Raw genomic sequence first — 25,810 nt, forward strand, 5'->3', positions numbered from 1 at the left:
GGCGGACTTGAGGCCCTGTTGACTTTCCTCATCCGCACCGGCAGGTTGTGCCCCACCCGGTGAATTCCCCCAGAACTCCAGGACGCCTTGTGCACGATCACGCGCTCCGCTTCGGCGCCAACTACACGCCGTCCCGCGGCTGGTTCCACCACTGGCTGGACTTCGACCTCGACGAGGTCAGGGCCGACCTCGACTCGATCGCCGCGCTCGGGCTGGACCACGTCCGCGTCTTCCCGCTGTGGCCGGTCTTCCAGCCGAACCGGACGCTGATCCGCCCGCGCGCCGTCGAACAGCTCGTCGCGCTCGCCGACGCGGCCGCCGAGCGCGGACTCGACGTCAACGTGGACGGGCTGCAGGGGCACTTGTCGAGCTTCGACTTCCTGCCCGCCTGGACCGGGACCTGGCACCGGCGCAACATCTTCACCGACCCGGACGTCGTCGCGGGGCAGGAGGAGTACCTGCGCACGCTGGCCGCGGCCCTCGCCGACCGGCCGAACTTCCTGGGCATGACCGTCGGCAACGAGATCAACCAGTTCTCCGACGCCCCGCACCCCGACCCCGACCGGATCACCCCGGCCCAGGCCGCCCGCTGGCTGGAGCGGATGCTCGCCGCCTGCGAGAAGGGCGCGCCCGGGCGGTTCCACCTCCACGCCGAGTACGACGCCGCCTGGTACCGGGACGGGCACCCCTTCACCCCGGCCCAGGCGGCCCGGCTGGGCGCGGCCACGGCCGTGCACTCCTGGGTGTTCAACGGCACCGCGCAGCGCCACGGCCCGAGCGGGACGGCGACCGAGCACCATGCGGCGTACCTGATCGAGCTGTCCAAGGCCTGGGCCGACGATCCGCACCGTCCGGTGTGGCTCCAGGAGGTCGGCGCCCCGGCGCCGCTGATCCGGCCGGAACACGCGGCGCGGTTCACCGAGGCCACCGTCGCGAACGCCCTGGACTGCCCGGACTTGTGGGGCGTGACCTGGTGGTGCTCGCACGACGTGTCCCGGGAGCTCGCGGACTTCCCGGAACTGGAGTACGGCCTCGGCCTGCTCACCAACGACCGCCGGACCAAGCCGGCCGGCGCCGCCATCGCCCGGATCATCGAGGAGTGGCGGGGCCGCGCGCACCGCCCCGCACCGCGCTCCACCGCGCTCGTCGTGGACGGCGTGGGCGGGCTGGACGGACTGGACGTCGGCGGGGCGCAGGGGGCCCCGGGCCGCTCCGCGTGTGCCCCGGGCGGCGCCTTCTTCGAAGCCTGGGCAGCGCTGACGGCCCAGGGGGTGCGGCCCGCGGTGGTCCTGGCGGAGCGCGCCGAGGACCCGGCCCACCTGTCCGCGCGCGGCATCACCGAGGTGCTGCGCGTGCACGACGTGACCCGACCGAACGTGACCCGACCGAGCCCGACCTGACCGAGCGCGGACCGACCGAGCACGACCCGAGCGCGACCGACCGAGCGTGACCCGACCGATCCCCTCGTGAGGAGCCCCGCATGTCCGAGACCGACCACGGCGTCGATCCTCGTACGCCGCCCGCCCCTGTACGGCCGACCCGGCGCGCGCTGCTGGCCGCCGGGGCCGGGGCCGCCGCGCTGCTGGGCGCGCCCGGCCTGGCCCCGCCCGCCACCGCCGCCACCGCCGCCGCACCCGCGCGCACCACCGCGACCGTCGCACCCACCCCGCCGACCCCGCCGACCCCGGCCGACCTGGCCCCGTACGCCTCCTACTGGTTCCCGGACTCCCTCCCGGCGGGGACCCCCGGCCCCGGGATCGTGTGGCGCTCGCTCAGACGGTGGACCCCGGAGAGCGACCCCGATCTGGCCCACAACACCGCGACCGTGCCCCTGGCGCAGCGGTTCACCCCGGTCCCGGCGAACCGCCACGCCCGCGCCGGCCAGGCCCGGATCGCCGCCCTCGTCTCCTTCGGGCCCACCGCCGGGAACCCCTCCCAGGGCTCTCCGACGGCCGACTACTACGCGCTCTCCCACTGGGCGTACATCGACGAGCTGGTCTTCTGGGGCGGCTCCGCCGGCGAGGGGATCGTGCTCGCCCCGAACGCCCCCGTGGTCGACGCCGCCCACCGCAACGGGGTCCGGGTATTGGGCAACGTGTTCCTGCCGCCCGTCCCCTACGGCGGCGACCTCCAGTGGACCCGCGACTTGGTGCGGCGCGACGCCCTCGGCCGCTTCCCGATCGCGGACCAGCTCGTCCGGGTGGCGCGGGCGTACGGCTTCGACGGCTGGTTCGTGAACGCCGAGACGGACGGCGGGGACAGCGCGCTCGCCGGCCGGATGCGGGAGTTCCTGCGCGCCCTGCGGGCGGCGGGCGAACCGCACGGTCTGCGCATCACCTGGTACGACGCCATGAACACCACCGGCCGGGTGGGCTGGCAGGGCGCCCTCAACCAGCTCAACCAGGAGTTCTTCGAGGACCGGGCCGGGAAGGTCGCGGACACGATGTTCGTGGACTTCCGCTGGACCCCGCGGACCCTGGCCGCCTCGGGCGCGCTCGCCGACCGGCTGGGCCGCTCCCGGTACGAGCTGTGGGCGGCCGTGGACACGGAGGCCCACGGCTGGAACTCCGCCGTCCGCTGGGACGCGATCATCCCGCGCGAGCGCGACCACGTCGTCGGCTACGGCTTCTACCGGCCCGAGTGGACCCGCAACCACCTCACCGACCGCTCGCCCGGCGCCTTCCACCGCGCCGACGACCGCTTCTGGACGGGCGAGTCCCTGGACCCCGCCCGGCCCGCGCCCGAGTCCGGCTGGCGGGCCCCCGCCACGGTCGTCGCCGACCGGTCCACCGTCGCCGGGCTCCCGTTCGCCTGCTCCTTCAACACCGGGCACGGGCTGCGCTGGTACGACCACGGCAAGGTCGTCTCCGACGTGCCCTGGAACCACCTCGGGCTCCAGGACCGGCTCCCGGGCCGCCGCTGGGCGGTGGACACCGCCGGGGTGCGACCCGGCGTCAGCCTGGACTTCGACGACGCCTGGCGCGGCGGCTCCAGCCTGCTGGTCGCGGGCGCCCTGACCGCTCCCGCGACCATCGGGCTGCACTCCACGCGGCTGCCGCTGAGCCGCGCGACCGTCGTGGAGCTGGTGCACGCCACCGGGTCGGGGCCGGTCACGGTGGAGATCGGCGTGGCCACCCGCGAGCCCACCGCCCCCGGCGAGCCGGTCCCGTACATCTGGCTGGCGGCCGGGAGCCGGGACTCCGGGCAGGGCTGGCGCACGACACGGGCCGGCCTCGCGCACCTGGCGGGCAGCACCGCGTACGCCCTGGCCGTACGGATCACCGCGCTCGGGACGGAGCCGGTGGCGTGGCGGCTCGGGGCCCTGTCGGTACGCGACGAGCCCCGCACCCGGCGCCCGGCCCCGCCCACCGCCCTGCGCGTGGACGCCGCGGCCCGGCAGGACGGCCGGGCGCGGCTGCGCCTGTCCTGGCGCCGGGCGGCCGCTGCGGGCGGGCAGATCCGCCACTACGAGGTGTCCCGGATCCTCCCCGACGGCACCCGCCGCTTCCTCGGCGGCACCTGCGGCACGGCCCTGCACCTCCCGGACGTCCCGCGGGCCGGCCGGGAGCGCGCGGCCGCCTTCGAGGTCCGGGCCGTCGACGAGCTGTACGCGGTCTCGGCCCCGGCCCGCACCACCCTCGCCTGGTAGCAGCCCCCGAGGGGCCGGGCTCAGGCTCCGTGGGGGTCGGTGCGCGGAACGGCCACCGTCACCCGCAGCCCGTGCGGCGGGTTCGTCTCGTACGCGAGCGACCCGCCGCCCGCTGCGAGCAGGGCGCGGGAGATCGACAGGCCGAGTCCGGAGCCCTTGACGTTCTGGTGCCGGCCGCTGCGCCAGAACCGGTCGCCGACGCGGAGCAGCTCGTCCTCGGTGAGGCCGGGGCCGCGGTCGGCGACGACCACGCGGACGGAGCGCCCCTCTGCGGCGACCGACACCTCGACCTCCTCGCCCGCGGGGGTGAACTTGAGGGCGTTGTCGATGACGGCGTCGAGCGCGCTGGACAGCGCGATGGGGTCGGCCCAGCCGGTGAGGGCGGTCCGGCCCGTCTCGGTGAGCCGTACGCCCTTCTCCTCGGCGTACGGGCGCCACGCGGCGACCCGCTCGGCCGCCAGCGCCCCGATGTCGGTGAGGCTGATCTCGGCGGAGGCGTGCTCGGCCAGCGCCAGGTCCAGCAGGTCGTCCAGGACCTGCGTCAGCCGCTTGCCCTCGGTGCGCACGGAGGCGATCTCCTCGTTCCCCTCGGGCAGTTCGAGGGCGAGCAGCTCGATCCGCAGGAGCAGCGCCGCGAGCGGGTTGCGCAGCTGGTGCGAGGCGTCGGCGACGAAGGCGCGCTGCTGCTCCAGTACCTCTTCGACGTTGTCGGCCATCTCGTTGAACGAGCGGGCCAGGCGTTGGAGTTCCGGCGGGCCGCCGGCGGTCGCGACGCGCGAGTTCATCCGTCCGGTGGCGATGCCGTGAGCGGCCGCGTCCAGGGTCTGCACGGGCTTGAGCACCCAGCTGGTGAGCCTGAGGGCGGCGCCGAAGGCGACCAGCATGGCGGCGGCGAGCCCGCCCGCGATGAGCAGCCAGCCCTGCAGGATCCGGCCGCGCATGAGGTCGGTCGGCGAGTCGGTGGCGACGACCGCGACCACGTCGCCGTCGAGGACGACCGGGGAGATGACGAGGAGCCTGCCGTCGGTCTGCCAGGGCCATACCTGGGGCGGATCGTGGCTGCGCCGACCGGCCAGCGCCTCCAGGAAGGCCTGTCGGCCCTCCTTGGACTTCGGGATCTGCCACCCGCCCGGGGACCGGGCCAGGTTGCTGTCGTCACGGAAGAAGACGCCGACGCGGATGCCGTACAGCTCCTGGTAGCGGGCCAGTTCGAGCTGGAGGGTCATGCGGCGCTCGTCGGCGTCGGTGGATCCGGAGCCGGCGTCGACGACGAACTGGGCGAGGGCCGCGAAGCGGGCGCTGTCGTCGATGCGGTCCACGACCACCCGCTGCTGCTGTCCGGCGGCCAGGCTCACCGCGAGCGGGAAGCCGAGTGCGAGCAGCGTGCCCGCCATCAGGATGACGAGCAGCGGGAGCAACCGGGCGCGCACGGCAGAGGACCCCTAGGGGGCGGCCGGGGTGACGAGCCGGTAGCCCACCCCTCGGACGGTCTCGATGAGGGCGGGCATGCGCAGCTTGGAGCGCAGCGAGGCGACGTGGACCTCCAGGGTGCGCCCGGTCCCCTCCCAGCTGGTGCGCCACACCTCGCTGATGATCTGCTCGCGGCGGAAGACGACGCCGGGGCGCTGCGCGAGCAGGGCCAGCAGGTCGAATTCCTTGCGGGTGAGCGGTACGTCGGTGCCGTCCACGCTGACCCGGCGGTTGGGCAGCTCGATGCTGACGGGGCCGAGGTGGACCGTGGCGGGCGTACCGGTGCCGGTGGCGGCGGCCTCTTCGGAGGCGCCGGTGCGCCGGGCGACGGCGTGGATGCGGGCCAGGAGTTCGCCGGTGTCGTAGGGCTTGGTGACGTAGTCGTCGGCGCCCATGTTCAGGCCGTGGATGCGGGAGCGCACGTCGGCCCGCGCGGTCACCATGATGACGGGGGTGGCGGTGCGCTTGCGGATCTTGCCGCACACCTCGTAGCCGTCCTGGTCGGGCAGGCCGAGGTCGAGCAGGATCACCCCGTAGGGAGTGGCTCCGGCCGGTGCGCCGGCGGGCAGCAGCGCCTGCAGGGCCTCCTCGCCGCTGCGGGCGTGGGTGACCTGGAAGCCGTGCCGGGCGAGGATCGCGGACAGGGCGGCGGCGACGTGATCGTCGTCCTCGACGAGCAGCAGTCTCATGTCGTCCCCCTCTCCTCTTCTCGATTCTCGGTTTCTCGCTTCGTCCCGCTCCCGGGTTTCCCCGCGCGCGGTCACACTCGGGGCCACCATGCATCCACGCCGATGCGGAGTCCCACGTCAAGAGGGTTCCGCTCCGGCGCGCCTTCCGTTATGCACCCGGTACGCGTCCATAGTCGTCCACGCCGACGCCGCGCACGGAGCGTATCCGGGGGAAGCCGGATCGTTATGCTCAATTCTCCCTCAGATGTGATGACGATGTGCTCGTGTCGTCACTACTGTCCTCCCAACCGAGGAGGACGGAGCAAGAAGCCGATGAGCGGAGTATCAGTGACCAAGGACGTACAGGACGCGGCCGGTGCCGCGGACGACCTGGTCGTACTGAGCAACGTCAACAAGCACTTCGGCGCGCTGCACGTGCTTCAGGACATCGATCTGAGCATTGCCCGCGGTGAGGTAGTCGTCGTGATCGGTCCCTCGGGATCGGGCAAGTCCACGCTGTGCCGGACGATCAACCGTCTGGAGACCATCGACTCGGGCACCATCACGCTCGACGGCAAGGAACTGCCCTCCGAGGGCAGGGAACTGGCCCGGCTGCGTGCCGACGTCGGCATGGTCTTCCAGTCGTTCAACCTGTTCGCGCACAAGACGGTGCTGCAGAACGTCATGCTGGGCCAGCTCAAGGTCCGCAAGACCGACCAGGCCGCGGCCCACGAGAAGGCGCTGGCCCTGCTGGACCGGGTGGGCGTCGGCTCGCAGGCCGACAAGTACCCGGCACAGCTCTCCGGCGGTCAGCAGCAGCGCGTGGCGATCGCCCGGGCGCTGGCCATGGAGCCGAAGGTCATGCTGTTCGACGAGCCGACCTCGGCTCTCGACCCGGAGATGATCAACGAGGTGCTGGAGGTCATGCAGCAGCTCGCCCGCGAGGGGATGACCATGGTGGTCGTCACGCACGAGATGGGCTTCGCCCGCTCTGCGGCCAACCGGGTCGTCTTCATGGCGGACGGAAAGATCGTCGAGGAAGCCACTCCCGAGCAGTTCTTCAGCAACCCGCGCAGTGACCGCGCCAAGGACTTCCTCTCGAAGATCCTGCACCACTGAGGGTCTCGTCTGGTAGTCATCCGTATGCGGCTCACCGCCGGAACGGTTCCTGTCGGCCGTGCGTGCGCCCCAGGCGTCGCTCGTCGTTCAACAACGTCTCATCCGAGGGAAGTTCACCATGAAGATCTCCAAGGCCGCTGCGGCCGCGGCCGTCGCCGTAGCCCTTGCCCTGACCGCGACCGCCTGTGGCGGCAGCACCGAGAAGGCCAGTGACACCGGTGCGACCGGTGGCAGCAAGGAAAAGCTCGTCGTCGGCATCAAGTACGACCAGCCCGGTCTCGGCCTGAAGACCCCGGACGGCAAGTACACCGGCTTCGACGTCGACGTCGCCACGTACGTGGCCAAGGAGCTCGGCTACGAGCCGAACCAGATCGAGTTCAAGCAGGCGGTCAGCGCCGAGCGCGAGAACCTGATCGCGAACGGCGACGTGAAGTTCGTCGTCGCGACCTACTCGATCAACGACAAGCGCAAGGAGAAGGTCGACTTCGCCGGCCCGTACTTCCTCGCGCACCAGGACCTGCTGGTCCGCGCCGACGACACGAGCATCACCAAGGCCGAGGACCTGAACAAGAAGAAGCTCTGCTCGGTCACCGGCTCCACGTCGGCGCAGAACGTCAAGACCAAGCTGGCCCCCGAGGCCGACCTGCTGGAGCAGGGCGGCTACTCCGAGTGCCTCACCGGCCTGGAGAACAAGGCCGTCGACGCCCTGACCACGGACAACTCGATCCTGGCGGGCTACGCGGCGCAGGAGAAGAACAAGGGCAAGTTCAAGCTGGTCGGGCTGAGCCTGAGCAACGAGAACTACGGCATCGGTCTGAAGAAGGGCGACAAGGAGCTCCAGACCAAGATCAACGCCGCGCTCAAGAAGATGGTCGAGGACGGCAGCTGGCAGAAGGCCGTGGACAAGAACCTCGGTCCGGCCAACTTCAAGAGCGAGCCTGCCCCGCAGATCACCGAAGGCAGCTGATTCATCGGTGAGGAGCGTCGCCGCCCGCCTACCGCGGGCGGCGGCGCCCCTCACCGGCCATCCTGGGGAGAGCGCAGGGCATCGTGTTCGATTTTCTTGATTCCGGGCAGTACGACGTGCTCGGAGCCTTCTGGGTGACGGTTCAGCTCACCCTCTACTCGGCGGTCGGGTCCCTGATCTGGGGCACCATCCTGGCCGGGATGCGGGTCAGCCCGGTCCCGCTGCTGCGGAGCTTCGGCACCGCGTACGTCAACCTGGTGCGCAACACCCCGCTGACCTTGCTGATCATCGGCTGTTCACTGGGGCTCAGCCAGACGCTCGGCATCAGTCTGGGCGGCGACACGTTCAAGGAGACGGGCTTCCGGCTCGCGGTCCTCGGACTGATCGCCTACACCGGCACCTTCGTCTGTGAGGCCCTGCGCTCCGGTATCAACACCGTGCCCGTCGGCCAGGCCGAGGCGGCCCGCGCGCTGGGACTGAGCTTCTTCCAGGTGCTCACCCTGATCGTGCTCCCCCAGGCCTTCCGGGCGGTCATCGCACCGCTCGCCAACGTACTGATCGCACTCACCAAGAACACCACGGTGGCGGCGACCATCGGCGTGGCCGAAGCGGCCCTGCTGATGAAGGAAATGCTCGAGAACGAGGCGCAGGCGACCTTTGCCGTCTTCGCGGTCTTCGCCCTCGGTTTCGTGTTGCTGACCCTGCCCACCGGTCTTCTGCTGGGCTGGGTGGCCAAGCGAGTGGCGGTGAAGCGATGACCTCCGTGCTGTACGACACCCCCGGCCCCAAGGCCAAGGCGCGCAACTGGATCTACAGCGGGATCTTCGTCGTGCTGTTCGGGCTCGTCCTGTGGTGGGCCCTGTCCCTCATGGGCGAGAAGGGCCAGCTCGACGCCGACAAGTGGTCTCCCTTCGTCACCGACAGCCAGGTCTGGACGACGTACCTGCTCCCCGGTCTGGCGGAGACCCTCAAGGCGGGCGCGCTCGCCATGGTGATCGCCCTCCCGCTGGGCGCGCTCCTGGGCATCGGCCGACTGTCGGACCACGCGTGGGTGCGGGGTCCGGTCGGCGCGTGGGTGGAGTTCTTCCGTGCCATCCCGGTGCTGATGCTGATGCTGTTCGGCAACGCGCTGATGGCGCCGCGGTTCCTGGACGTTCCCTCCGACACCCGGCCCTTCTGGGCCGTGGTCACGGGCCTGGTCCTCTACAACTCGGCCGTCATCGGCGAGATCGTCCGGGCCGGCGTGCTCTCCCTGCCCCGCGGCCAGACCGACGCGGCCAAGGCCATCGGCATGCGCAAGGGCCAGACCATGTTCTACGTGCTGATCCCGCAGGCCGTCACGGCGATGCTGCCGGCCCTGGTCAGCCAGCTCGTGGTGATCCTCAAGGACACCGCCCTCGGCGGCGCCCTGCTCGGCTTCGCGGAACTGCTCTCCTCGAACCGGCAGATCTCGGCGAACTACAGCAACACCATCCCCTCGCTCGTCGTGATCGCTCTGATCTACATCGTGGTGAACTTCGCCCTCACCACCTTCGCCTCCCAGCTGGAAGGCCGGCTGCGGAAGTCGAAGAAGAGCACCGGCGCGGTGCTCGGAACGGACGAGATCGACGACCCGGTCCCCGGAGCCAACACGGCAGCCGGAGCCTGACGGCTCCCTCTTCCGACGGCCCCCGGGTCTGACGTCCGATCAGTCATGGTGCGCATCCCGTGTGGTGCGGCGGAACTCATCCGCCGCACCACACGGCGTTGTCCGGACCTGCGTCACTTGACGCAGGCACCTCCAGTGGGTTGCATACGTTCTGTGATCACATACCGGACATCGGGAGCCGCGCCATGGACCCGGTGATCGTCGTCGGCGCGGGGCCCGTCGGACTGTCGCTCTCCCTCGCCCTGGCCGGCCAGGGCGTGCCCTCCATCCTGCTCGACGAAGGGCCCGGCAAGGAGGAGCCCCGACCTGCCCGTACGGTCGTCCTGCACTCCGACACGGCGGCCATGGCGCACCGGCTGGGCTGTACGACGCTGCGCGACGAGGGGGCGTACTTCGCCGCCTGGCGGACCATGCGGCGACGGCAGCCCGCCCAGCGGCTCGCCTTCGAGGACCACCCGGCCCCGCTGCACCTGCCGCAGCACGCGCTGACGCGCGGACTGCGCGACGCCGCCGCGGCGCACCCGCTGGTCCAGCTGGTCACCGAGAGCCGGCTCGACTCCGTGGAAGAGGACGACCACGGGGTCACCGCCCACACCCGGGGCGCCGAGACCACCTGGTGGCGCGGAAGTTACCTGGTCGGCTGCGACGGCGCCCGCTCCACCGTGCGCAAGCTGCTCGGCATCCGCTTCCCGGGCCGCACCGCCGTGGAACGGCACGCCGTGGCCGCGCTGCGCACCGAACTGCCGTGGCCCGGCGAGGCCTTGCTGCACCGCAACCCGCCGCAGGAGGTCACCTCCCGGCCGCTGCCCGACGGGGTGTGGCGGCTGGACTGGCTGCTCCCGGCCCGCGGGGAACTGGTCACCCCCGACACGCTGGTGACCCTGATCCGGGACACCCTCGCCGTGTGGTGCGGCGGCACGACACCCCCGTACGACCTCATCGACACCGGGGTCCACACCCTGCACCACCGCCTCGCCCGGCGCTGGCGCGACGGGCGCGCCTTCCTCGCCGGCGACGCCGCGCACCTGCTGGGCGCGCTCGGCACCCAGGGGGTCGAGGAGGGGCTCCGGGACGCCGAGAACCTCGCGTGGAAGCTCTCGCTGGCCTGGCACCACGGAGCGTCCGAGGCCCTGCTCGACAGCTACGAGGGCGAGCGGCGCACCGCGGTCGCCTCCCGGCTGCGCGCGGCCGATCAGGCGATGCCGACGCTGCGGGCCGGGGGCGGTCTGCGCACGTACATCCCCGGAGCCTCGCGTTCCGCCGAATCCCTCCTGACCGACGGCCACCTGGGTCGGGGGCCGCTGGGCGCGGAGCCCACGTACGCCCCTCCGGTCGCCGTGCGCGAGGTGCCGACGGCCACCGAGCCGGGCGGTCCCGTGGCGAACGTCCCGGTGACCGCGCCCGACGGATCGACCGTGCCGCTGCGCGACCTGCTGGGGCAGGGCCGGCTGCTGGTGGTGCTGGTGGCTCCGGGAACCGGGGTCTGGGACCGGCGGCACTGGCTCGGCGCCGGGCTGATGCCCCGCCTGGCGGCGGCGGTGAGCGCCCTGCCGGTCCGTACCGATCTGCTGGTCGCGGACAGCTACCCGGGGGCCCCGGCCCACACCGTGCTGCTCGTACGGCCGGACGGGCACCTGGCGGCGACCTTCGCGGGGGTCCGCCCGGCGGAGCTGTACGAGGCTGCGGACGCGGTCCGGGCGGGCGCACCCGAATCCCGGGTGGTGGCGCCCCCGATGACGGCGAAAACAACAAAGACCACGAAGCCGACACCGATCGTGGTGATCGATTGACCGTCTCCGGGCCCGCGTGGTTCACTCGCGGAATGACCGGCAACGACGTACGCCTGTGGCGGAGGGTCCATATGGACCTGCTCCGCTACGCGGGCTGCGTGTGTCGCCCTTCCTGCTGATTCGCCCTTTCCTCCGCGCGCCCCGTGCCGTCCACCGGCCTGCGCGCACCTCCGCGAACCCAGGAACGGTCCCCTTTGATGTCTGCATCTGCCGCTGCATCTGCACCCGCACCCGCGTACGCCCCTGAGCCCGTGCGGCCGGCCGCGGGCCCCACGGCCGCCGAGCTCCTCGACTTCGCCCTCCGCACGGCGGCCGACCCGGGGGTCGTGGCTTCTCTGCCGCTCGATCCCGAGGGCCGCACCTGGGTCCGGCTGGACGGTCCGGGCGGCAGCGAGGCGTGGCTGATCGGCTGGCCGCCGGGCACGGGCACCGGCTGGCACGACCACGCCGAATCGCGGGGCGCGTTCGCCACCGCCCGGGGCCGGCTCACCGAACACTCGCTGGCCGTACGCCTGCCCTCGGAGGGCTGGAAGTCGCTGGAGCTGGCCCCCGGCGTCGACCGCAGCCGCGCGCTGGACGCGGGCGCGGGGCGGGCGTTCGGGGAGCACCACGTGCACGAGGTGCTCAACGCGTCCCCGACCGAGCACGCGATCTCGGTGCACGCGTACTACCCGCCGCTCCCGCTGATCCGCCGCTACAGCCGCAGCGGCCCGGTGCTCCACCTCGAGCACGTCGAGCGCCCGGCGGACTGGCAGTGAGCGCCCCGGTCGGCATCGACGAGCTGCTGGAACGGGTCCGCGCCGGCTACACCCGTCTCGACGCGCAGGAGGCGTACGCGGCCGCCGGCGCCCTGCTGGTGGACATCCGCTACCAGGCCCTGCGCGAGCGGGACGGCCTGATCCCGGGCGCGCTGGTGGTCGAGCGCAACGAACTGGAGTGGCGTCTGGACCCCTTGGGCAGCCACCGCGCCCCCGAGGCGACGAGCCACGACCTCCAGGTGGTGGTGATCTGCAACGAGGGCTACGCCTCCAGCCTCGCCGCGGCGTCCCTCCACGCCCTGGGCCTCCACCGCGCGACCGACCTGACCGGCGGCTTCCAGTCCTGGAAAGCGGCAGGCCTCCCGGTCACCCCTGCCTGACGCCCCTGCTGCGCTCTTTCAGCCCCGCCGGCGTTTGAGGCGCGGGGGTCCGGGGGCAGCGCCCCCGGCAACGGCGCCGCGCCCTCGTGCTTGGTCTTGGTCTTGGTCTTGGTGGGATCCGGTCGGCCGCTACAGGCGCCGGCCGGTCACTCCCCCGGGTACCCGAGGCCGTCGGCGTCCTCACCCTCCGCCTCCAGCGCACGGCGGACCACCCGCAGGGCCATGCCCTCCGGGTATCCCTTGCGGGCGAGCATCCCGGCGAGGCGCCGGATCCGCTTGTCGCGCTCCAGGCCACGGGTGGAGCGGAGCTTGCGCTCCACGAGCTCCCGGGCCGTCTGCTCCTCCTGTTCGGAGTCCAGCAGCTCCAGGGCCTCCTCGACGAGGGTGGCGTGCACCCCCTTGGTCCGAAGCTCCTGGGCGAGCGCCCGCCGGGCCAGGCCCCGGCCGCGGTGCCGGGACTCGACCCAGGCTCCGGCGAAGGCGGCGTCGTCGATCAGGCCCACCTCCTCGTACCGGGAGAGGACCTGCTGCGACACCTCCTCGGGGATGCCCCGCTTGTGCAGGGCGTCCGCGAGCTGGCGCCGTGTGCGCGGGCTCCCGGTGAGCAGGCGCAGACAGATCGCCCGCGCCTGCTCCTCGGGGCTCTGGGGCGGCAGTTCCTGGCGGCCTTCACGGCCGCCGCGGCGCTCGCCGCCCCCTTCCTGCTCGCGCACGGGTCAGCTCTTGGCCACGGCGGCCTTGGCCGTCGTCTTGGCCTTCGACGCGGGGGCGGGCACGGCGGGGGCCGCGGCGTTGGCCGTGTCGGCACCGGCCTCGGCGACGACGGCGTCCGCCTTGCGGACACCCACGCCCAGCTTCTCCTTGATCTTCCGCTCGATCTCGTTGGCGAGATCCGGGTTGTCCTTCAGGAAGTTGCGGGCGTTCTCCTTGCCCTGGCCGAGCTGGTCGCCCTCGTACGTGTACCAGGCGCCGGCCTTGCGCACGAAGCCGTGCTCCACGCCCATGTCGATCAGGCCGCCCTCGCGGCTGATGCCGTGGCCGTAGAGGATGTCGAACTCGGCCTGCTTGAACGGGGGCGCGACCTTGTTCTTGACGACCTTGACGCGGGTGCGGTTGCCGACCGCGTCCGTGCCGTCCTTCAGGGTCTCGATACGGCGGATGTCGAGGCGGACGGAGGCGTAGAACTTCAGCGCGCGGCCACCGGTGGTGGTCTCCGGCGAGCCGAACATCACACCGATCTTCTCGCGGAGCTGGTTGATGAAGATCGCGGTGGTCTTCGACTGGCTGAGCGCACCGGTGATCTTCCGGAGCGCCTGGCTCATCAGGCGGGCCTGGAGACCCACGTGCGAGTCGCCCATCTCACCCTCGATCTCCGCGCGCGGCACCAGGGCGGCCACGGAGTCGATGACGATCAGGTCGAGGGCGCCGGAGCGGACGAGCATGTCCACGATCTCCAGCGCCTGCTCGCCGGTGTCCGGCTGGGACAGGATGAGGTTGTCGGTGTCGACGCCGAGGGCCTTCGCGTACTCGGGGTCGAGCGCGTGCTCGGCGTCCACGAAGGCGACGGTGCCGCCGGCCTTCTGCGCGTTGGCCACGGCGTGCAGGGTCAGGGTCGTCTTACCGGAGGACTCCGGCCCGTACACCTCGATCACACGGCCGCGGGGCAGCCCGCCGACGCCGAGGGCGATGTCCAGCGCGGTCGACCCGGTGGGGATGACCTCGATGGGGTCGTTCGGCTTGTCGCCGAGGCGCATGACCGCACCCTTGCCGAATTGCCGTTCAATCTGTGCGAGCGCGGCGTCTAGAGCCTTCTCGCGGTCGGTGCCTGCCATGGGTTCCACCCGGTTTGCTTGAGTCGATCGCTTCACGCCATTGACGCTAATGCCTGCCACTGACAATGCGCCTCCACGACCGGTTCGGCTGTGGATAACTCATCAGAATGGATGTTCGATTTCCCTGTCAAGCGCGCCACGCCCACCCCGGCCGTCGGCCCGCACGTCGGCCCGCACCTCCAGCATCCCAGGCCCCGGAGATCGGCCGCCGCGCTCGTCCGGGACGGTCGGGCCTGCGGGCAAGGCCGGCCCGGTGACACGGGTCGGCCTTGCCCCGGGCTCCTACGGCCCCAGCCCCGGTCCCGAGGCGGCTAGTGCCAGGTCTGGTACGGGCTCCTGGCGCTGTGGGTGCCGCACGGGAAGGTGCGGAGACGGTGCTCGAAGCTGTCGTCCAGGCACAGGCCGGTCGCCTGGTTCTTGAACTCGACGGCGCCGTCCGGATAGCGGTGGACGAACCAGCTCTCGTCCTTGGCCTTGTCGCACGGCTGGGGCGTGACGGTGCCCCGCGGGTGATCGGTGAGGCAGAGCCCGGTCTTGCGGTTCTTCAGTTCACGGGTGCCGTCGGCCCACTGGTGGACGTTCCACTTCTGGTGCTCGTTGCCCAGGCAGGTGTAGGTGCGGACGCCGGCCTCGCTGTCGTCCAGACAGGCCGATGTCGCGCCGTTGCGGAAGGTCTGGACGCTGTCGAGTGCGCGTGCGGGCACGGCGGCGTCGGCAGCGGCGGTGGCAGTGGCAGTGCCGGTGGTCGAGACCAGCGCGGAGGCGAGCAGGAGGCCGGCCAGGGCCACGCGGGACCTCTTCACGAGCGGACGGGTGGTGTTCATGGTGCTCCTCGGTATGCGGTGATGACGATGGGGCGTGGACGGGCATCGCGGCCGCTTCCGCGCGGACGCACGTCGGCGACCGCGATGCGTTCAGGGCCCGGGACCCGGGAGGCCCGGGAAGCCCGGGGTGGGTCAGCCCACGATGTTGACGGGGCGGTAGGCGTGGTAGCCGTCGCGGCCGTTCACTCCGTACGAGTGCTGCTTCCAGCGCGTTCCGACGCCGCCGGCCTGCTCGTAGGACTTGTAGACCGTGTGGGCGCTGTCGGCCCAGCCGTCGAAGATGACGACGTGCCGGTTGTCGGCGCTGCTGCTGTCGGCCTTGATGACCAGGTCGCCGGGGGCCAGCTCGCTCATCGCGATCCGGCGGGTGAAGCCGTTGTTCTTGAGGGCGACGGTGTTGGGTCCGGGCTTGGCGAGGCCCAGGACCATGGAGACGTACCCGGAGCAGTCCTGCCGGTAGCCGTCCTTCCAGTACGTGTTCTGGCTGTAGGGGACAGGGCGGCCGTTGTTCGCGGTCAGCCAGGTCTTGGCCCGTGCCAGCACCTCCGCACGGCTGATGCGGGGCGCCGCCCGGAGGGCCTCGGGGTACTGGCTCTCGGAGGAGACGGTGGCCGTCCGGACCGTGGGCTGCGCCGCGGGTGCCGACGGTGCGGTCAGCGCCGTGGAGCCGATGCAGACGACGGCGGTCAACACGGCCATGCCCCAGCGGCGGGTGGTGTTCTTGGACATCTCGGTTCTCCGGCTTCTCGTAGGGAACTGCGTGGGGGGATTGCTCCGGCCCGCGTGCCGGGCAGCGTGGCTCCGGGGCCCGGAGGCCCAGGTACTGCGGGTTGCGGAGCCCTGGCGGACGAGGGGTCGTCGTTCAACCCGTCGTGACGCTCACGCCATCGGTGCGGCGCAGGCATTCCTGCGTTCGCATGGGCTGCGGGGCGGTGATGCAGAGTCTGTGGCGGCCGGCGAGGGCGCGGCAAGGTTGTCCCGTTTGCTTCACCGATGTCGGGATCCCTAGGCTTCTGACCTGCTGGGACATGACCATCCCGGGACAAGCGCGGCCTGCTTGAGCACCTCTGCGGCGCAGGCCGGAAGGGGGCAGACATGGCGGGCGTCGACGGGCAGCACACCAGTCCCGGGAAGCAACTGGGAAGTGCGCTCAAGGCTCTTCAGCAGCGGTCCGGACGGACCCTGCGTTCGCTGGAGTCGGAAGTGATGATCAGCGACTCGTCGCTGTCGCGTTACCTCCGGGGCAGCACGGTCCCGCCGTGGGCCACCGTCCGTGATCTGTGCCGGGCCCTGGACGCGGATCCCGCGGACTACCGGGTGCTGTGGGAAGCGGCGGACCGCTGCCAGCCCAAACCGCCCGCCGGCGCCGGAGGTGCTCCGGTGCCCGAATCCCGATGGCGCCGCCGGTGGCGCCTGGCCGGGGTCCGGCTGCGCAGCCGCTGGGCCTGGGCCGCCGCCGGCGCCTTCGCGGGCCTGCTGCTCGGCGCCGCGCTCGCCCGGTTCTTCCTGGCGACGGACTCCGCACCCGGGCAGGCCCCTTCGAAGGCACCGGCGCAGGCGCAGCCGCCGACGCAGACACAGACGGCGGGCGGGAAAGCCCGGCACGGGGCGCCGGGATCACACGACGTGGCCCGGATCTTCGTCAACCGGGCTACGGGGAACTGCCTGGACCACAGCCTCGACCAAGGGCTGCGCTCGTTCGCGCCCAACGGGATGAGCTACCAGCGGTGGACCGTTCACCCGCATCCCGACGGCACCAGCGAACTGCGCAACCACGCCACCGGCGCCTGCCTGGACAGCAGCGGCTCCGGGCTCCGCACCTCGGCCTGCAGCGCAGCCGCGTCCCAGAAATGGCTGCTCACCGCGTGGGACGACGAGTCGGTCCAGGTGAGCAGCCGGAGCACCGGTGCCTGTCTGGACGACAGCGGCGGCGCCGGACTCCGCGCCCTGCCCTGCGACCGCTCGGACCACCAGAAGTGGGGCTGAGCAGGCGCCCGTCGGCTCAGGCGACCTCGATGGAGTCCAGCTCCGCGTGACGTTCGCCCGTCGACAGGCGAACGGTGTTCCAGCCCTTGCGCAGTGTGAGGGACGCCGCCGACGTGTCCCAGCGGTCCCAGCCGGTGTGCGGATAGTGCACCGTTCCGGCGGCCTCGCCGTTGACCACGAGGTGGTGCGAGGCCGTCGCCGGGCCGCCTCCGTCGCCGCCGCCGTCGTTCCGGGAACCGTTGGCGAACCGCACCCGGAGTGCGTGGCGGCCTTGCGAGGCGGCGAAGACGTCGAACTCGACGGAGCTGTCCGCGTGGTCGATGTGGCCGACGGCCCGCCCGTCGAGGGCGCCGACCGCGTCGCGGATCACCGCATGGTTCACCCGTGCGTTCTCCGCCTGGTAGACCACCTTGCTGCCCCGGACCACCGGATAACCGCCCGCGAAGCCCAGGTCGGCCCCGTACATGACGCGTCGTCGCGTGCCGTCCGGACTCCAGCCGTGGAAGACGATCCGGTCCTGTCCGTCCGGGCCGGTCACCACGTCCTGACCGCCCGGGCCGCGCACCGCACCGTCGAAGGACTCCGTCGTCATCAGGGGCGCGGCGGCCTTCGTGTACGGGCCCGTGAGGCTGCCCGCGACCGCATAGCCGGTCTTGTACCGGTGACCGTCGTAGGAGTCCGCCGAGTAGAACAGCACGTAGCGGCCGTCCCGTTCGACGAGGGTGGGGGCTTCGACCAGTTTCCCCTCCCACTCCCGGTCCTGCCTGATCAGCCGGACGGGATCCCCCGTGGTGCGCGTGCCGTCCCGGGTGACGGGCTGGAGATGGAGCCAGGTGTCCCTCTCGCAGCAGTTGCCGTCGTTCTTCCACAGCAGGTAGCGCCTGCCGTTCTCCGTATGGCTCGCGGCGTCGATGGCACCGCCCTCGGCGACCGGGCAGACCAGCGGCCCCTCGCCGGACGGCCGGAACGGCCCGTTCGGGGAGGAGGACACGGCGACGCCGATGCACTGCCTGCCGCTCGCGCGGTCCCGGGCGGTGTAGTGCATGGTGAAACCGCGGCCGTTGTCGAACACCTCGGGCGCCCACACCCACGAAGGGTTCGGTTCCGCCCACGTCCCGAGCTCGGGCAGCGGGTCGGCGTCGGCCATCGACCAGTGCACCAGATCGCGGGAGGTGGCGTGCTGGATGTGTTTGCCGCCGCTGTTGGTCGCGTAGGCGTGGTAAGTGCGGCCCGCCTTCACGATGTCCGGATCCGCGAAGTCCCGGTCGAAGACCGGGCCCACCCCATCGGCCGCGGCCCCGGCCGGGGCCGCGGCGAGAGCTCCGACGGCGACAGCGCAGGCGGCCACCACCGCGAGGGTCCGTCCGATCCGATGCACCACCGGGCGCCACATGTGTCGTCTCCTCCAGTCGCCGCTGTACGCCACTGATGAACGACGCCCGGCGGTGCAGGTTGCGCCCGCACCGCTGCGACGACGGCTCGCCTACGGATGCCGATCCGAGGAGCCGCCGCCACGCGCCGCGCCACGCGACGGGCATCCACGCTCGGCGCCGCGCACCCCCTCCTCGCCCGCGGACCGCGGCTTCAACACGCGGCGGATGCGCGCCGGATCGCGTCGAGCGCGCGCGTCACGTCCTCGTCGGTCGTCGACCAGTTGCTCACCGAGATGCGCATGACGCGCCGGCCGTGCCAGGTGGAGCCGCTGATCCAGGTCGTGCCGTCGTCGAGCAGCCGGGCGAGTACCCGTTCCGTACGTGCGTCGGTGCCGAACTCGGCGCAGACCTGGGTGAACACCACGTCGTTGAGCACGGTCGCGCCGTCGATCCCGGCGATGCCCGCGGCGAACGCGTCGGCGTGCCGGCACAGCCGGTCGACGAGGTCGGCCACGCCCGACCGGCCGAGGGACCTGAGTGCGGCCCACACGGTGAAGGCCCTGCCGCGCCGCGAAAGTTCGGGGACCTTGTCGACGGGGTCGCCCGCTTCGTCCTGGATGAGGTAGTCGCCGCGCAGCCCCATCGCCGCCCGGAGCGCCGACGGGTCGCGCACGAGGGCAAGGCCGCAGTCGTAGGGGACGTTCAGGGTCTTGTGGGCGTCCGTCGCCCAGGAGTCGGCGTGGGCGCAGCCCTCGGTCAGGTGGGCGCGGGCCGGGGAGGCGGCCGCCCACAGCCCGAAGGCCCCGTCGACGTGCACCCAGGCATCCGCCGCGCGGGCGGCGCCGATCGTCTCGGTGAACGGGTCGAAGGCGCCGGAGTGGATGTCTCCGGCCTGGAGGATCACGATCGTGGGGTTCTGGCTCCGGCTCTGGCCGTCGGCTTCCAGGACGTCCCGCAGGGCCTCGGGCTCGATGCGCCCTTGACCGTCCGCCTTCACCAGTTCGGGTTTGCCGAGGCCGAGGTAGCGCAGCGCCAGGTCGACGGCCATGTGGCGGTCCTCGCCGGCGAGGACGCGGACGGCCGGCCCTCCGGCGAGTCCGTCGCGGGCGACGTTCCAGCCGGCGCGCCGCAGCACCGCGTCGCGCCCGGCGGCGAGGCAGGTGAAGTTCGCCATCGTGGCCCCCGTGGTGAAGCCGACGGCGCTGTCGCCCGGCAGGCCGAGCAGATCGAGCAGCCAGGCGCCGGCGATCTCCTCCGCCGCCGTGTACGCGGGCGAGGCGGCGCGCATCACGCAGTTCTGGTCCCAGGCGCTGACGAGCCAGTCCGCGGCCAGCGCGGCCGGTTCGGTGCCGCCGACCACGAACCCGTAGAAGCGGCCGCTGGGGAAAGCGGTGAGCCCCGGCTCGCAGGCCGTGGCCAGCAGGTCGACGACATCGGCGGGCACGCTGGGACCGTCGGGCAGTTCGACACCGAGCGCGCGCACGGTCTCGTCGACCGAAGCGCGGGCGGGAACCCTGCGGTCGGACAGGCTCGCCAGCCAGCGGACCGCATGGTCGTGGGCCTGTCGGAGCGCAGCCTCGCGCGCGTCCATACCTCGGACTATGAGACGGCCGCCCGCGCCGCGCAAGCCACGCGGGGCGCGGTCACTCCCCGTCGGCCGCCGATCCCCGTACGTCAGGTACGGCCTGCCGTGCGCGGCGTGGCGCCGGGCGGGCCCGCCTGCGCCGCCGTTGCCGGCCCTTCTCTGCCCGCCGCTGCCGGCTCCCCCGCTTCCTATGATCATCGGATGACAGATCCTCTCTACCCCGCCAAGCCCCGCCCCGGTGACCAGATCGCGGTGCTGTCCCCTTCCGCCGGGCTGCCCGGCCTCTTCCCGCTGCCCTACGAGCTGGGGCTGCGCAGGCTCCGGGAGGAGTTCGGGCTGAAGCCCGTGGAGTATCCGACGACCCGGAAGATGGGCGCGACGCCCCGGGAGCGGGCCGCGGACATCCACGCCGCCTTCGCGGACCCCGGCATCAAGGCGGTGATCGCCAGCATCGGCGGCGACGACCAGATCACCGTCCTGCCCCACCTCGACCGCGATCTCCTGCGCGCCAACCCCAAGCCGTTCTTCGGCTACAGCGACAACACCAACCTGCTGCTGTTCCTGCGGAACCTGGGCATCGTCGGCTACCACGGCGGCACGGTGATGGTCGAGCTCGGGCGGCCCGGCGCGATGCACCCCTCGACCGCCGACTCCCTCCGGGCGGCGCTGTTCACCTCGGGCGCGTACGAGCTTACGCAGTCGAGCACCTACGGGGACGTCAACGGCCCCTGGGAGGACCCGCACACCTTCGACGCCGAACCGGAGATGGAGCCCTCCGACGGCTGGTCCTGGCACAACGCCGACCGGGTGGTCGAAGGCATCGGCTGGGGCGGCAACCTGGAGATCATCTCCTGGCTGCTGATGGCCGACCGCGCGGTGCTGCCGACCGACGCCTACGCCGGCAACGTGCTCTTCCTGGAGACCTCGGAGGAGCTGCCGCGCGCCGAGGAGGTCTACCGGATCCTCCGGCACATGGGCGAGCGGGGGCTGCTGCGCCGGTTCCCCGCGCTGCTGATGGGCCGGGCGAAGGCCTGGTCGTTCGAGAGCCGGTCGGGCGCCGAGGAGAAGGCGCGGTTCCGCCGCGAACAGCGAGAGGCCGTGCTGCGCGCGCTGGACCAGTACGCCCCCGACACCCTGGTGGTGTTCGACGTCGACCTCGGGCACACCGACCCGCAGCTCGTGATCCCCGTCGGAGGGCGCATCCGGGTGGACGGGCCGGCCCGCCGGATCGTCGTCACGTACTGAGCCGCACACCGAATGACAACCCAGGGTTGACACTCCGCGGACTGTCAACCTACGGTTGCACCCATGACGAACCCTTCGGTGGAACCCGTTCGCATGACCAACCCGGTACGCCTCGACGACCTCATCGAGGCCATCAAGAAGGTCCACACCGACACCCTGGAGCAGCTCAGCGGCGCCGTCGTCGCCGCCGAGGCGCTGGGCGACGTGGCCGACCACCTCATTGGCCACTTCGTCGACCAGGCCCGCCGCTCCGGCGCCTCCTGGACCGACATCGGCCGCAGCATGGGCGTCACCCGTCAGGCCGCCCAGAAGCGCTTCGTGCCCAAGGCCGACAAGGAGGGCGACGCCGGCCTCGACCCCAACCAGGGCTTCGCCCGCTTCACCCCCCGCGCCCGCAACGTCGTCGTGGTCGCGCAGAACGAGGCCCGCGCCGCCGGCAACACCGAGATCCGCACGGAGCACCTGGTCCTCGGCCTGCTGTCCGAGCCCGAGGGCCTCGCGGCGCTCGCCCTGACCGCCCAGGGGGTCGACACCGACGCCGTGCGCGCCGCGGCGACCGGCGCCCTGCCCCCGGCAGCAGCGGACGTCCCCGACCTCGTCCCCTTCGACGCAGCCGCGAAGAAGACCCTGGAGCTCACCTTCCGCGAAGCCCTGCGCCTCGGCCACGGCTACGTGGGCACGGAGCACATCCTCCTCGCGCTCCTAGAGCAGGAGCACGGCGAGGGCCTGCTGACCGGCCTCGGCGTGGACAAGGACGCCGTCGAGGCCGCCGTCACCGAAGCCTTGGCAGCCGTACTCGGCGGCGAGGCCGGGAAGTAGAGGCGTCGGCGGCCCGCGTCAGCTCGTACCTCTTCACGTACGCGCCGAGGAAGGCCTGCAGCGTGGCGACGGCCGGGATCGCGATGAGCGCCCCGACCGCGCCCAGCAGGGCGGTGCCCGCGACGACCGATCCGAAGGCCACCGCCGGATGGATGTCCACGGTCTTCGAGGTCAGCTTCGGCTGGAGGACGTAGTTCTCGAACTGCTGGTACACCACCACGAATCCGAGGACGTACAGCGCGTACCAGGGGTCGACGGTGAAGGCGATCAGGACCGGCAGCGCGCCCGCGAGGTACGTGCCGATGGTGGGGATGAACTGCGAGACCAGCCCCACCCACATCGCGAGGGCGGGCGCGTACGGCACGCCGAGGACCGCCAGCAGGATGTAGGTGGCGATGGCGGAGATCAGCGCCATCAGCCCGCGCGAGTAGAGGTAGCCGCCCGTCTTGGTGACGGCGATCTCCCAGGCGCGCAGCACCTCGGCCTGCTTCGCGGGCGGCAGTACGGAGCACAGCGCGCGCCGCAGTCGGGGCCCGTCGGCGGCGAAGTAGAAGGAGAACAGCCCGATCGTCAGCAGCTTGAACAGCCCGCCGAGCACGGTGGCGGACACGTCGAGCACGCCGGTCGCACTGTTCTGCACGTACTTGCGCAACCAGTCGGAGCGCAGCAGGCTGTCCTGGATCTCCAGCCGGGACAGCTCGGTGTGGAACGTGCTGTTGATCGAGTTGATCACCGAGTCGAGGTAGCGCGGGAAGCCCTCCACCATCTCGATGATCTGCCCGGCGAGCATCGAGCCGAGCAGGGTGAGGAACCCGGCGGCCGCGACGAACACCCCGAGGAAGACCAGGAAGGTGGCGAGCCCGCGGCGCATGCCGTGGGCCGCCATCCTGGCCACCGCGGGTTCGATCGCGAGTGCGAGGAAGAACGCGATCAGGATGTTGACGAGCAGCCCCAGCAGCTGGTGGAAGGCCCAGCTGCCGAGCTGGAAGCAGGCGATCAGGGCCAGGACGAGGACCACGGCGCGCGGCAGCCAGCGCGGCATCCGCGCCTCGTCCCCTGCGGGGGCCCCACCGGGCTGCTCCGGCGGCGGCGCACCGGGGGCATCCGCACGCGGCGGCGTCACGTCCGGAGCGTCCGCACGCGGCGGCGTCACTCCCGGAGCGTCCGCACGCGATGGCGTCGCATCCGGCGTGCCTGCACGCGGCGGTGTCACGTCCCCGGCGCCTCCATGCGGCGCCGGTACGCCCTGGGCGTCCGCACGCGGCGGCGTACCCAGGGCGTCTGCGCGTTGATCGGTCGTCTCTTCGCTGGCTGCCACGCAGCCAAGTCTGTCCCACCGGCGGACCGAACCGCGAAGCGGTCTCCCGGTACCCGCGCAGGGTCAGCGCAGCGACGCCGGCACGTCCATCGCCGCGCACACCGCGCGCCACACGTCCTTGGCCTCCCAGCCCGCGTCCAGCGCCTGGTGGACGGTCCGCCCGCCGAGCTCCGTCATGACGTGGTCCCGCGCGAAGGAGTCGGCGTAGCCCGCACCGAAGTGCTCGGCCATCCGCTCCCAGAAAATCGTCAACCGCATGCCCCCAGTATCCCGCCCCGTGAGAGTGCACCGGCAGCGTTCGCCCCTCCTCGCCGCACCACCGCGCCCTAGGTTGCACGCATGCCCGGAGACGAAGCTTCCTCGCAGACCCCGCTGGCCCGCGCCGAGCGGTTCATCTGGCTCACGGCCCGCGTGCTGGAGCAGCGGCGGTTCACGTTCCATTTCCTCGGCGGGGACGCCGACGCGGTGGACACCGCCCTCGGTTCGTACCTCAACGACGACGGCGGCTACGGTCACGCGCTCGATCCGGACCTGCGCGGTCCGCTCAGCCAGCCCCTGCACACCGCGCACGCCCTGCGCGTGCTCGACAGCCTGGGCCGCTGCGCCGGGCAGCGCATCGAGCGGCTCTGCCGCCACCTGACCGGGGTCTCCACCGCGGACGGCGCGCTTCCGGTGGTCTTCCCCGCCCCGCACGACTACCCCTCGGCCCCGTACCACCCGATGCTGGACGATCCGCCGGGCGAGCTGCTGGCCACGGGCCCGGTCGTCGGCGTACTGCACCGCAACCGGGTCTGGCACGCCTGGCTCTTCCGGGCCACGGACTTCTGCTGGGACCGCGTCGAGAACCTGCGCCACTCGCATCCGTACGAGGTCCAGAGCGCGGTGGCCTTCCTCGACGGCGCCCCCGACCGGACGCGGGCGGCGGCGGCCGCGGACCGGCTCGGACGGCTGGCGCGCGAGCAGCGGCTGGTGGTGCTCGACCCGGTGCGGCGGGCGGAGTACCCGGAGTCCCCCGGCTACGCACCGGGCGAGCGGCTGTACCCGCACGACTTCGCGCGCCGTCCCGAGTCGCTGGCCCGCGGCTGGTTCACCGACGCGGAGATCCGCCGCTCGCTGGACTTCCTGGCCTCCGAGCAGCAGCCGGACGGCGGCTGGCCGGTGCGCCGGCGGGCCTGGGCGCCGGGGAGCGCGCTGGAGCGGCGGCCGATCGCCACCCTGGAGGCCCTGCTGACCCTGCGGGCCTACGGACGCCTGCCGGCCGCGGTCAGCCTCCCAGGGCCCGTACCCCCGCGGTGACCACGACGGCGGCCGCGACCACGACCAGGAACGGCGCCCGCAGCAGCAGCGCCAGGCCGGCGGCCGCGAGCCCGGCGGCGCGGGCGTCGACGACGAGGGCGGAGCCGGTGCTGAAGGTCTGCTGGGCGGTGAGCGCGGCGAGCAGCGCCACCGGCAGCAGGGCGGCCAGGCGGCGCACCAGGGGCCGCTCCAGGGCCCCGGCGGGGACGAGCAGCCCCGCGTACTTCACGGCGTAGCAGCCGACGACGGTGAGCCCGATGGCGATCCAGACGTTCACGAGCGGCGTCCCTTCATCCACAGCACGACGGGGGCGGCCAGGGCCGCGATCAGCACGGGCACCCCGGCGGGGAGCACCGGCAGGAACCCGAGCCCGAGGACCAGCGCGAGGGCGGCGACGGCCCGCTCGGTGCCGGTCTTCAGCATCGGCGCGAGCAGGGCCAGGAACACGGCGGGCCCTGCGGCGTCCAGCCCCCATGCCCTGGTGTCCCCGATGGCCCCGGCGCCGAGCGCGCCGAGCAGGGTGGTGAGGTTCCACAGCACGTAGAGGGTGAGCCCGGTGACGGTGAAGCCGAGCCGGGCCGACTTCCGGTCGGGCTGGGCCAGCGCCACGGCGGTGGTCTCGTCGATCACCCAGTGCGCGGCGAGGGGCCGTACGGCGCGCGGCAGTGCGAGGAGCTGCGACAGGCGCAGCCCGTAGAAGGCGTTGCGGGTCCCGAGGAAGAAGGCCCCGGCGGCGGCGGTGAACGGGTTCCCGCCCGCGGCCAGCGCCCCGACCAGCGCGAACTGCGAGGCGCCGGTGAAGACGAGCAGGCTCAGCACGCAGGCCTGGAGCGTACTGATGCCGGCCCCTGCGGCGGTCACCCCGAAGGCGAACCCGGACAGCCCGACGGCCACCCCGACCCCGAGCGCGTCCCGCACGACGGCGGCACGCGGCCGCCCCTCGGGCACCGGTGTCTCCCGTACCTCTGACTCTGTGATCATGCGCTGCTCTGCCACACCCCGAAGCTATGCGGGGGCCGGTCGAGCCGTCTTGTACGTTCTTGCGCGCGCGGGGTTTTCCGAATGACCGGAAGCGGTGCCGCA

26 protein-coding genes are annotated in these 25,810 nt (G+C 72.4%); 14 read left to right on the top strand and 12 right to left on the bottom strand.

Annotated features, from left to right (window positions below; all coding sequences use genetic code 11):
• Positions 1–89 precede the first annotated feature (89 nt).
• Complete coding sequence (locus OG534_RS09585; RefSeq protein ID WP_326587668.1) at positions 90–1,400, top strand: glycoside hydrolase 5 family protein; 1,311 nt, start codon at positions 90–92, stop codon at positions 1,398–1,400.
• 80 nt (positions 1,401–1,480) lie between these two features.
• Positions 1,481–3,649 (top strand): endo-beta-N-acetylglucosaminidase, encoded by a 2,169-nt coding sequence (locus OG534_RS09590; protein ID WP_326587669.1) that lies wholly within the window; start codon positions 1,481–1,483, stop codon positions 3,647–3,649.
• Between the two features lie 20 nt (positions 3,650–3,669).
• Here the strand turns inward: OG534_RS09590 and OG534_RS09595 are convergent, their stop codons facing one another.
• A complete protein-coding gene (locus tag OG534_RS09595) occupies positions 3,670–5,079 on the bottom strand; it encodes a sensor histidine kinase (RefSeq protein ID WP_326587670.1) in 1,410 nt (469 codons plus the stop codon).
• 12 nt (positions 5,080–5,091) lie between these two features.
• On the bottom strand, positions 5,092–5,808 hold the full coding sequence (locus OG534_RS09600) for a response regulator transcription factor (RefSeq protein WP_326587671.1): 717 nt from the start codon (positions 5,806–5,808) through the stop codon (positions 5,092–5,094).
• Positions 5,809–6,120: 312 nt separating this feature from the next.
• Between OG534_RS09600 and OG534_RS09605 the strand changes: the two genes are divergently transcribed.
• From OG534_RS09605 to OG534_RS09635, 8 genes are all read left to right on the top strand, one after another.
• On the top strand, positions 6,121–6,906 hold the full coding sequence (locus OG534_RS09605; protein ID WP_326587672.1) for an amino acid ABC transporter ATP-binding protein: 786 nt from the start codon (positions 6,121–6,123) through the stop codon (positions 6,904–6,906).
• Between the two features lie 118 nt (positions 6,907–7,024).
• Positions 7,025–7,873: a glutamate ABC transporter substrate-binding protein gene (locus OG534_RS09610; RefSeq protein ID WP_326587673.1), complete on the top strand. Its 849-nt coding sequence runs from the start codon at positions 7,025–7,027 to the stop codon at positions 7,871–7,873.
• A gap of 83 nt (positions 7,874–7,956) precedes the next feature.
• Complete coding sequence (locus OG534_RS09615) at positions 7,957–8,631, top strand: amino acid ABC transporter permease (RefSeq protein WP_326587674.1); 675 nt, start codon at positions 7,957–7,959, stop codon at positions 8,629–8,631.
• Positions 8,628–9,521 carry an amino acid ABC transporter permease gene (locus OG534_RS09620; RefSeq protein WP_326587675.1) on the top strand — a complete coding sequence of 298 codons (894 nt, stop codon included), beginning with the start codon at positions 8,628–8,630 and terminating at the stop codon, positions 9,519–9,521. The genes OG534_RS09615 and OG534_RS09620 overlap by 4 nt, the downstream gene beginning before the upstream one ends.
• A gap of 185 nt (positions 9,522–9,706) precedes the next feature.
• Entirely contained in the window at positions 9,707–11,311 is a 1,605-nt protein-coding gene (locus OG534_RS09625) for an FAD-dependent monooxygenase (RefSeq protein WP_326587676.1), read from the top strand.
• 32 nt (positions 11,312–11,343) lie between these two features.
• Positions 11,344–11,430, top strand: coding sequence for a putative leader peptide (locus OG534_RS38675; protein ID WP_311318651.1), 87 nt, complete (start codon positions 11,344–11,346; stop codon positions 11,428–11,430).
• 78 nt (positions 11,431–11,508) lie between these two features.
• Positions 11,509–12,069 carry a cysteine dioxygenase gene (locus OG534_RS09630; protein WP_326587677.1) on the top strand — a complete coding sequence of 187 codons (561 nt, stop codon included), beginning with the start codon at positions 11,509–11,511 and terminating at the stop codon, positions 12,067–12,069.
• Positions 12,066–12,449 (top strand): rhodanese-like domain-containing protein, encoded by a 384-nt coding sequence (locus tag OG534_RS09635; protein WP_326587678.1) that lies wholly within the window; start codon positions 12,066–12,068, stop codon positions 12,447–12,449. Before OG534_RS09630 ends, OG534_RS09635 begins: the two co-directional genes overlap by 4 nt.
• A gap of 146 nt (positions 12,450–12,595) precedes the next feature.
• Here OG534_RS09635 and recX read toward each other — a convergent pair whose 3' ends face one another.
• The 4 genes from recX to OG534_RS09655 all read right to left on the bottom strand — a co-directional run bounded on the left by recX (position 12,596) and on the right by OG534_RS09655 (position 15,834).
• Positions 12,596–13,162 carry a recombination regulator RecX gene (recX, locus tag OG534_RS09640; protein ID WP_326587679.1) on the bottom strand — a complete coding sequence of 189 codons (567 nt, stop codon included), beginning with the start codon at positions 13,160–13,162 and terminating at the stop codon, positions 12,596–12,598.
• Positions 13,163–13,165: 3 nt separating this feature from the next.
• The gene (recA, locus tag OG534_RS09645; RefSeq protein ID WP_326587680.1) at positions 13,166–14,281 is read right to left on the bottom strand and encodes a recombinase RecA; all 1,116 of its coding nucleotides are present in this window, start codon (positions 14,279–14,281) and stop codon (positions 13,166–13,168) included.
• 311 nt (positions 14,282–14,592) lie between these two features.
• On the bottom strand, positions 14,593–15,105 hold the full coding sequence (locus tag OG534_RS09650) for an RICIN domain-containing protein (protein ID WP_326587681.1): 513 nt from the start codon (positions 15,103–15,105) through the stop codon (positions 14,593–14,595).
• Between the two features lie 132 nt (positions 15,106–15,237).
• Positions 15,238–15,834 carry a hypothetical protein gene (locus OG534_RS09655; protein ID WP_326587682.1) on the bottom strand — a complete coding sequence of 199 codons (597 nt, stop codon included), beginning with the start codon at positions 15,832–15,834 and terminating at the stop codon, positions 15,238–15,240.
• 366 nt (positions 15,835–16,200) lie between these two features.
• Here OG534_RS09655 and OG534_RS09660 point away from each other — a divergent pair, with 366 nt between their 5' ends.
• Positions 16,201–17,091 (top strand): RICIN domain-containing protein, encoded by an 891-nt coding sequence (locus OG534_RS09660; protein ID WP_326587683.1) that lies wholly within the window; start codon positions 16,201–16,203, stop codon positions 17,089–17,091.
• Positions 17,092–17,107: 16 nt separating this feature from the next.
• On the opposite strand, the gene OG534_RS09665 is transcribed toward OG534_RS09660, so the two are convergent.
• Both OG534_RS09665 and OG534_RS09670 read right to left on the bottom strand, forming a co-directional pair.
• Positions 17,108–18,484: a family 43 glycosylhydrolase gene (locus OG534_RS09665; RefSeq protein WP_326587684.1), complete on the bottom strand. Its 1,377-nt coding sequence runs from the start codon at positions 18,482–18,484 to the stop codon at positions 17,108–17,110.
• Positions 18,485–18,675: 191 nt separating this feature from the next.
• On the bottom strand, positions 18,676–20,055 hold the full coding sequence (locus tag OG534_RS09670) for a pyridoxal phosphate-dependent decarboxylase family protein (RefSeq protein ID WP_326587685.1): 1,380 nt from the start codon (positions 20,053–20,055) through the stop codon (positions 18,676–18,678).
• Between the two features lie 195 nt (positions 20,056–20,250).
• On the opposite strand from OG534_RS09670, the gene OG534_RS09675 reads away from it, so the two are divergent.
• Complete coding sequence (locus OG534_RS09675; RefSeq protein ID WP_326587686.1) at positions 20,251–21,294, top strand: S66 family peptidase; 1,044 nt, start codon at positions 20,251–20,253, stop codon at positions 21,292–21,294.
• Between the two features lie 63 nt (positions 21,295–21,357).
• Positions 21,358–22,113 carry a Clp protease N-terminal domain-containing protein gene (locus tag OG534_RS09680; RefSeq protein WP_326587687.1) on the top strand — a complete coding sequence of 252 codons (756 nt, stop codon included), beginning with the start codon at positions 21,358–21,360 and terminating at the stop codon, positions 22,111–22,113.
• Here the strand turns inward: OG534_RS09680 and OG534_RS09685 are convergent.
• Positions 22,067–23,155: an AI-2E family transporter gene (locus tag OG534_RS09685; protein WP_442807223.1), complete on the bottom strand. Its 1,089-nt coding sequence runs from the start codon at positions 23,153–23,155 to the stop codon at positions 22,067–22,069. The genes OG534_RS09680 and OG534_RS09685 overlap by 47 nt on opposite strands.
• 339 nt (positions 23,156–23,494) lie before the next feature.
• Positions 23,495–23,689 (bottom strand): DUF3046 domain-containing protein, encoded by a 195-nt coding sequence (locus tag OG534_RS09690; protein ID WP_053682254.1) that lies wholly within the window; start codon positions 23,687–23,689, stop codon positions 23,495–23,497.
• Between the two features lie 81 nt (positions 23,690–23,770).
• On the opposite strand from OG534_RS09690, the gene OG534_RS09695 reads away from it, so the two are divergent.
• A complete protein-coding gene (locus tag OG534_RS09695) occupies positions 23,771–24,727 on the top strand; it encodes a hypothetical protein (protein ID WP_326587689.1) in 957 nt (318 codons plus the stop codon).
• Here OG534_RS09695 and OG534_RS09700 read toward each other — a convergent pair.
• Complete coding sequence (locus tag OG534_RS09700) at positions 24,696–25,004, bottom strand: AzlD domain-containing protein (protein WP_030664986.1); 309 nt, start codon at positions 25,002–25,004, stop codon at positions 24,696–24,698. The genes OG534_RS09695 and OG534_RS09700 overlap by 32 nt on opposite strands.
• Positions 25,001–25,708 (bottom strand): AzlC family ABC transporter permease, encoded by a 708-nt coding sequence (locus tag OG534_RS09705; protein ID WP_326587690.1) that lies wholly within the window; start codon positions 25,706–25,708, stop codon positions 25,001–25,003. The genes OG534_RS09700 and OG534_RS09705 overlap by 4 nt, the downstream gene beginning before the upstream one ends.
• Between the last annotated feature and the right edge of the window lie 102 nt (positions 25,709–25,810).

It is taken from the genome of Streptomyces sp. NBC_01294 (assembly GCF_035917235.1).
GTDB lineage: Bacteria > Actinomycetota > Actinomycetes > Streptomycetales > Streptomycetaceae > Streptomyces > Streptomyces caledonius.

Coding starts and splice junctions, on each gene's coding strand:
- OG534_RS09590 (WP_326587669.1), top strand. CDS start 1,481: ATGTCCGAGACCGACCACGGCGTCGATCCTCGTACGCCGCCCGCCCCT.
- OG534_RS09600 (WP_326587671.1), bottom strand. CDS start 5,808: ATGAGACTGCTGCTCGTCGAGGACGACGATCACGTCGCCGCCGCCCTG.
- OG534_RS09605 (WP_326587672.1), top strand. CDS start 6,121: ATGAGCGGAGTATCAGTGACCAAGGACGTACAGGACGCGGCCGGTGCC.
- OG534_RS09610 (WP_326587673.1), top strand. CDS start 7,025: ATGAAGATCTCCAAGGCCGCTGCGGCCGCGGCCGTCGCCGTAGCCCTT.
- OG534_RS09620 (WP_326587675.1), top strand. CDS start 8,628: ATGACCTCCGTGCTGTACGACACCCCCGGCCCCAAGGCCAAGGCGCGC.
- OG534_RS09625 (WP_326587676.1), top strand. CDS start 9,707: ATGGACCCGGTGATCGTCGTCGGCGCGGGGCCCGTCGGACTGTCGCTC.
- OG534_RS38675 (WP_311318651.1), top strand. CDS start 11,344: ATGACCGGCAACGACGTACGCCTGTGGCGGAGGGTCCATATGGACCTG.
- OG534_RS09630 (WP_326587677.1), top strand. CDS start 11,509: ATGTCTGCATCTGCCGCTGCATCTGCACCCGCACCCGCGTACGCCCCT.
- recA (WP_326587680.1), bottom strand. CDS start 14,281: ATGGCAGGCACCGACCGCGAGAAGGCTCTAGACGCCGCGCTCGCACAG.
- OG534_RS09650 (WP_326587681.1), bottom strand. CDS start 15,105: ATGAACACCACCCGTCCGCTCGTGAAGAGGTCCCGCGTGGCCCTGGCC.
- OG534_RS09655 (WP_326587682.1), bottom strand. CDS start 15,834: ATGTCCAAGAACACCACCCGCCGCTGGGGCATGGCCGTGTTGACCGCC.
- OG534_RS09660 (WP_326587683.1), top strand. CDS start 16,201: ATGGCGGGCGTCGACGGGCAGCACACCAGTCCCGGGAAGCAACTGGGA.
- OG534_RS09665 (WP_326587684.1), bottom strand. CDS start 18,484: ATGTGGCGCCCGGTGGTGCATCGGATCGGACGGACCCTCGCGGTGGTG.
- OG534_RS09670 (WP_326587685.1), bottom strand. CDS start 20,055: ATGGACGCGCGCGAGGCTGCGCTCCGACAGGCCCACGACCATGCGGTC.
- OG534_RS09675 (WP_326587686.1), top strand. CDS start 20,251: ATGACAGATCCTCTCTACCCCGCCAAGCCCCGCCCCGGTGACCAGATC.
- OG534_RS09680 (WP_326587687.1), top strand. CDS start 21,358: ATGACGAACCCTTCGGTGGAACCCGTTCGCATGACCAACCCGGTACGC.
- OG534_RS09685 (WP_442807223.1), bottom strand. CDS start 23,155: ATGCCGCGCTGGCTGCCGCGCGCCGTGGTCCTCGTCCTGGCCCTGATC.
- OG534_RS09690 (WP_053682254.1), bottom strand. CDS start 23,689: ATGCGGTTGACGATTTTCTGGGAGCGGATGGCCGAGCACTTCGGTGCG.
- OG534_RS09695 (WP_326587689.1), top strand. CDS start 23,771: ATGCCCGGAGACGAAGCTTCCTCGCAGACCCCGCTGGCCCGCGCCGAG.
- OG534_RS09705 (WP_326587690.1), bottom strand. CDS start 25,708: ATGATCACAGAGTCAGAGGTACGGGAGACACCGGTGCCCGAGGGGCGG.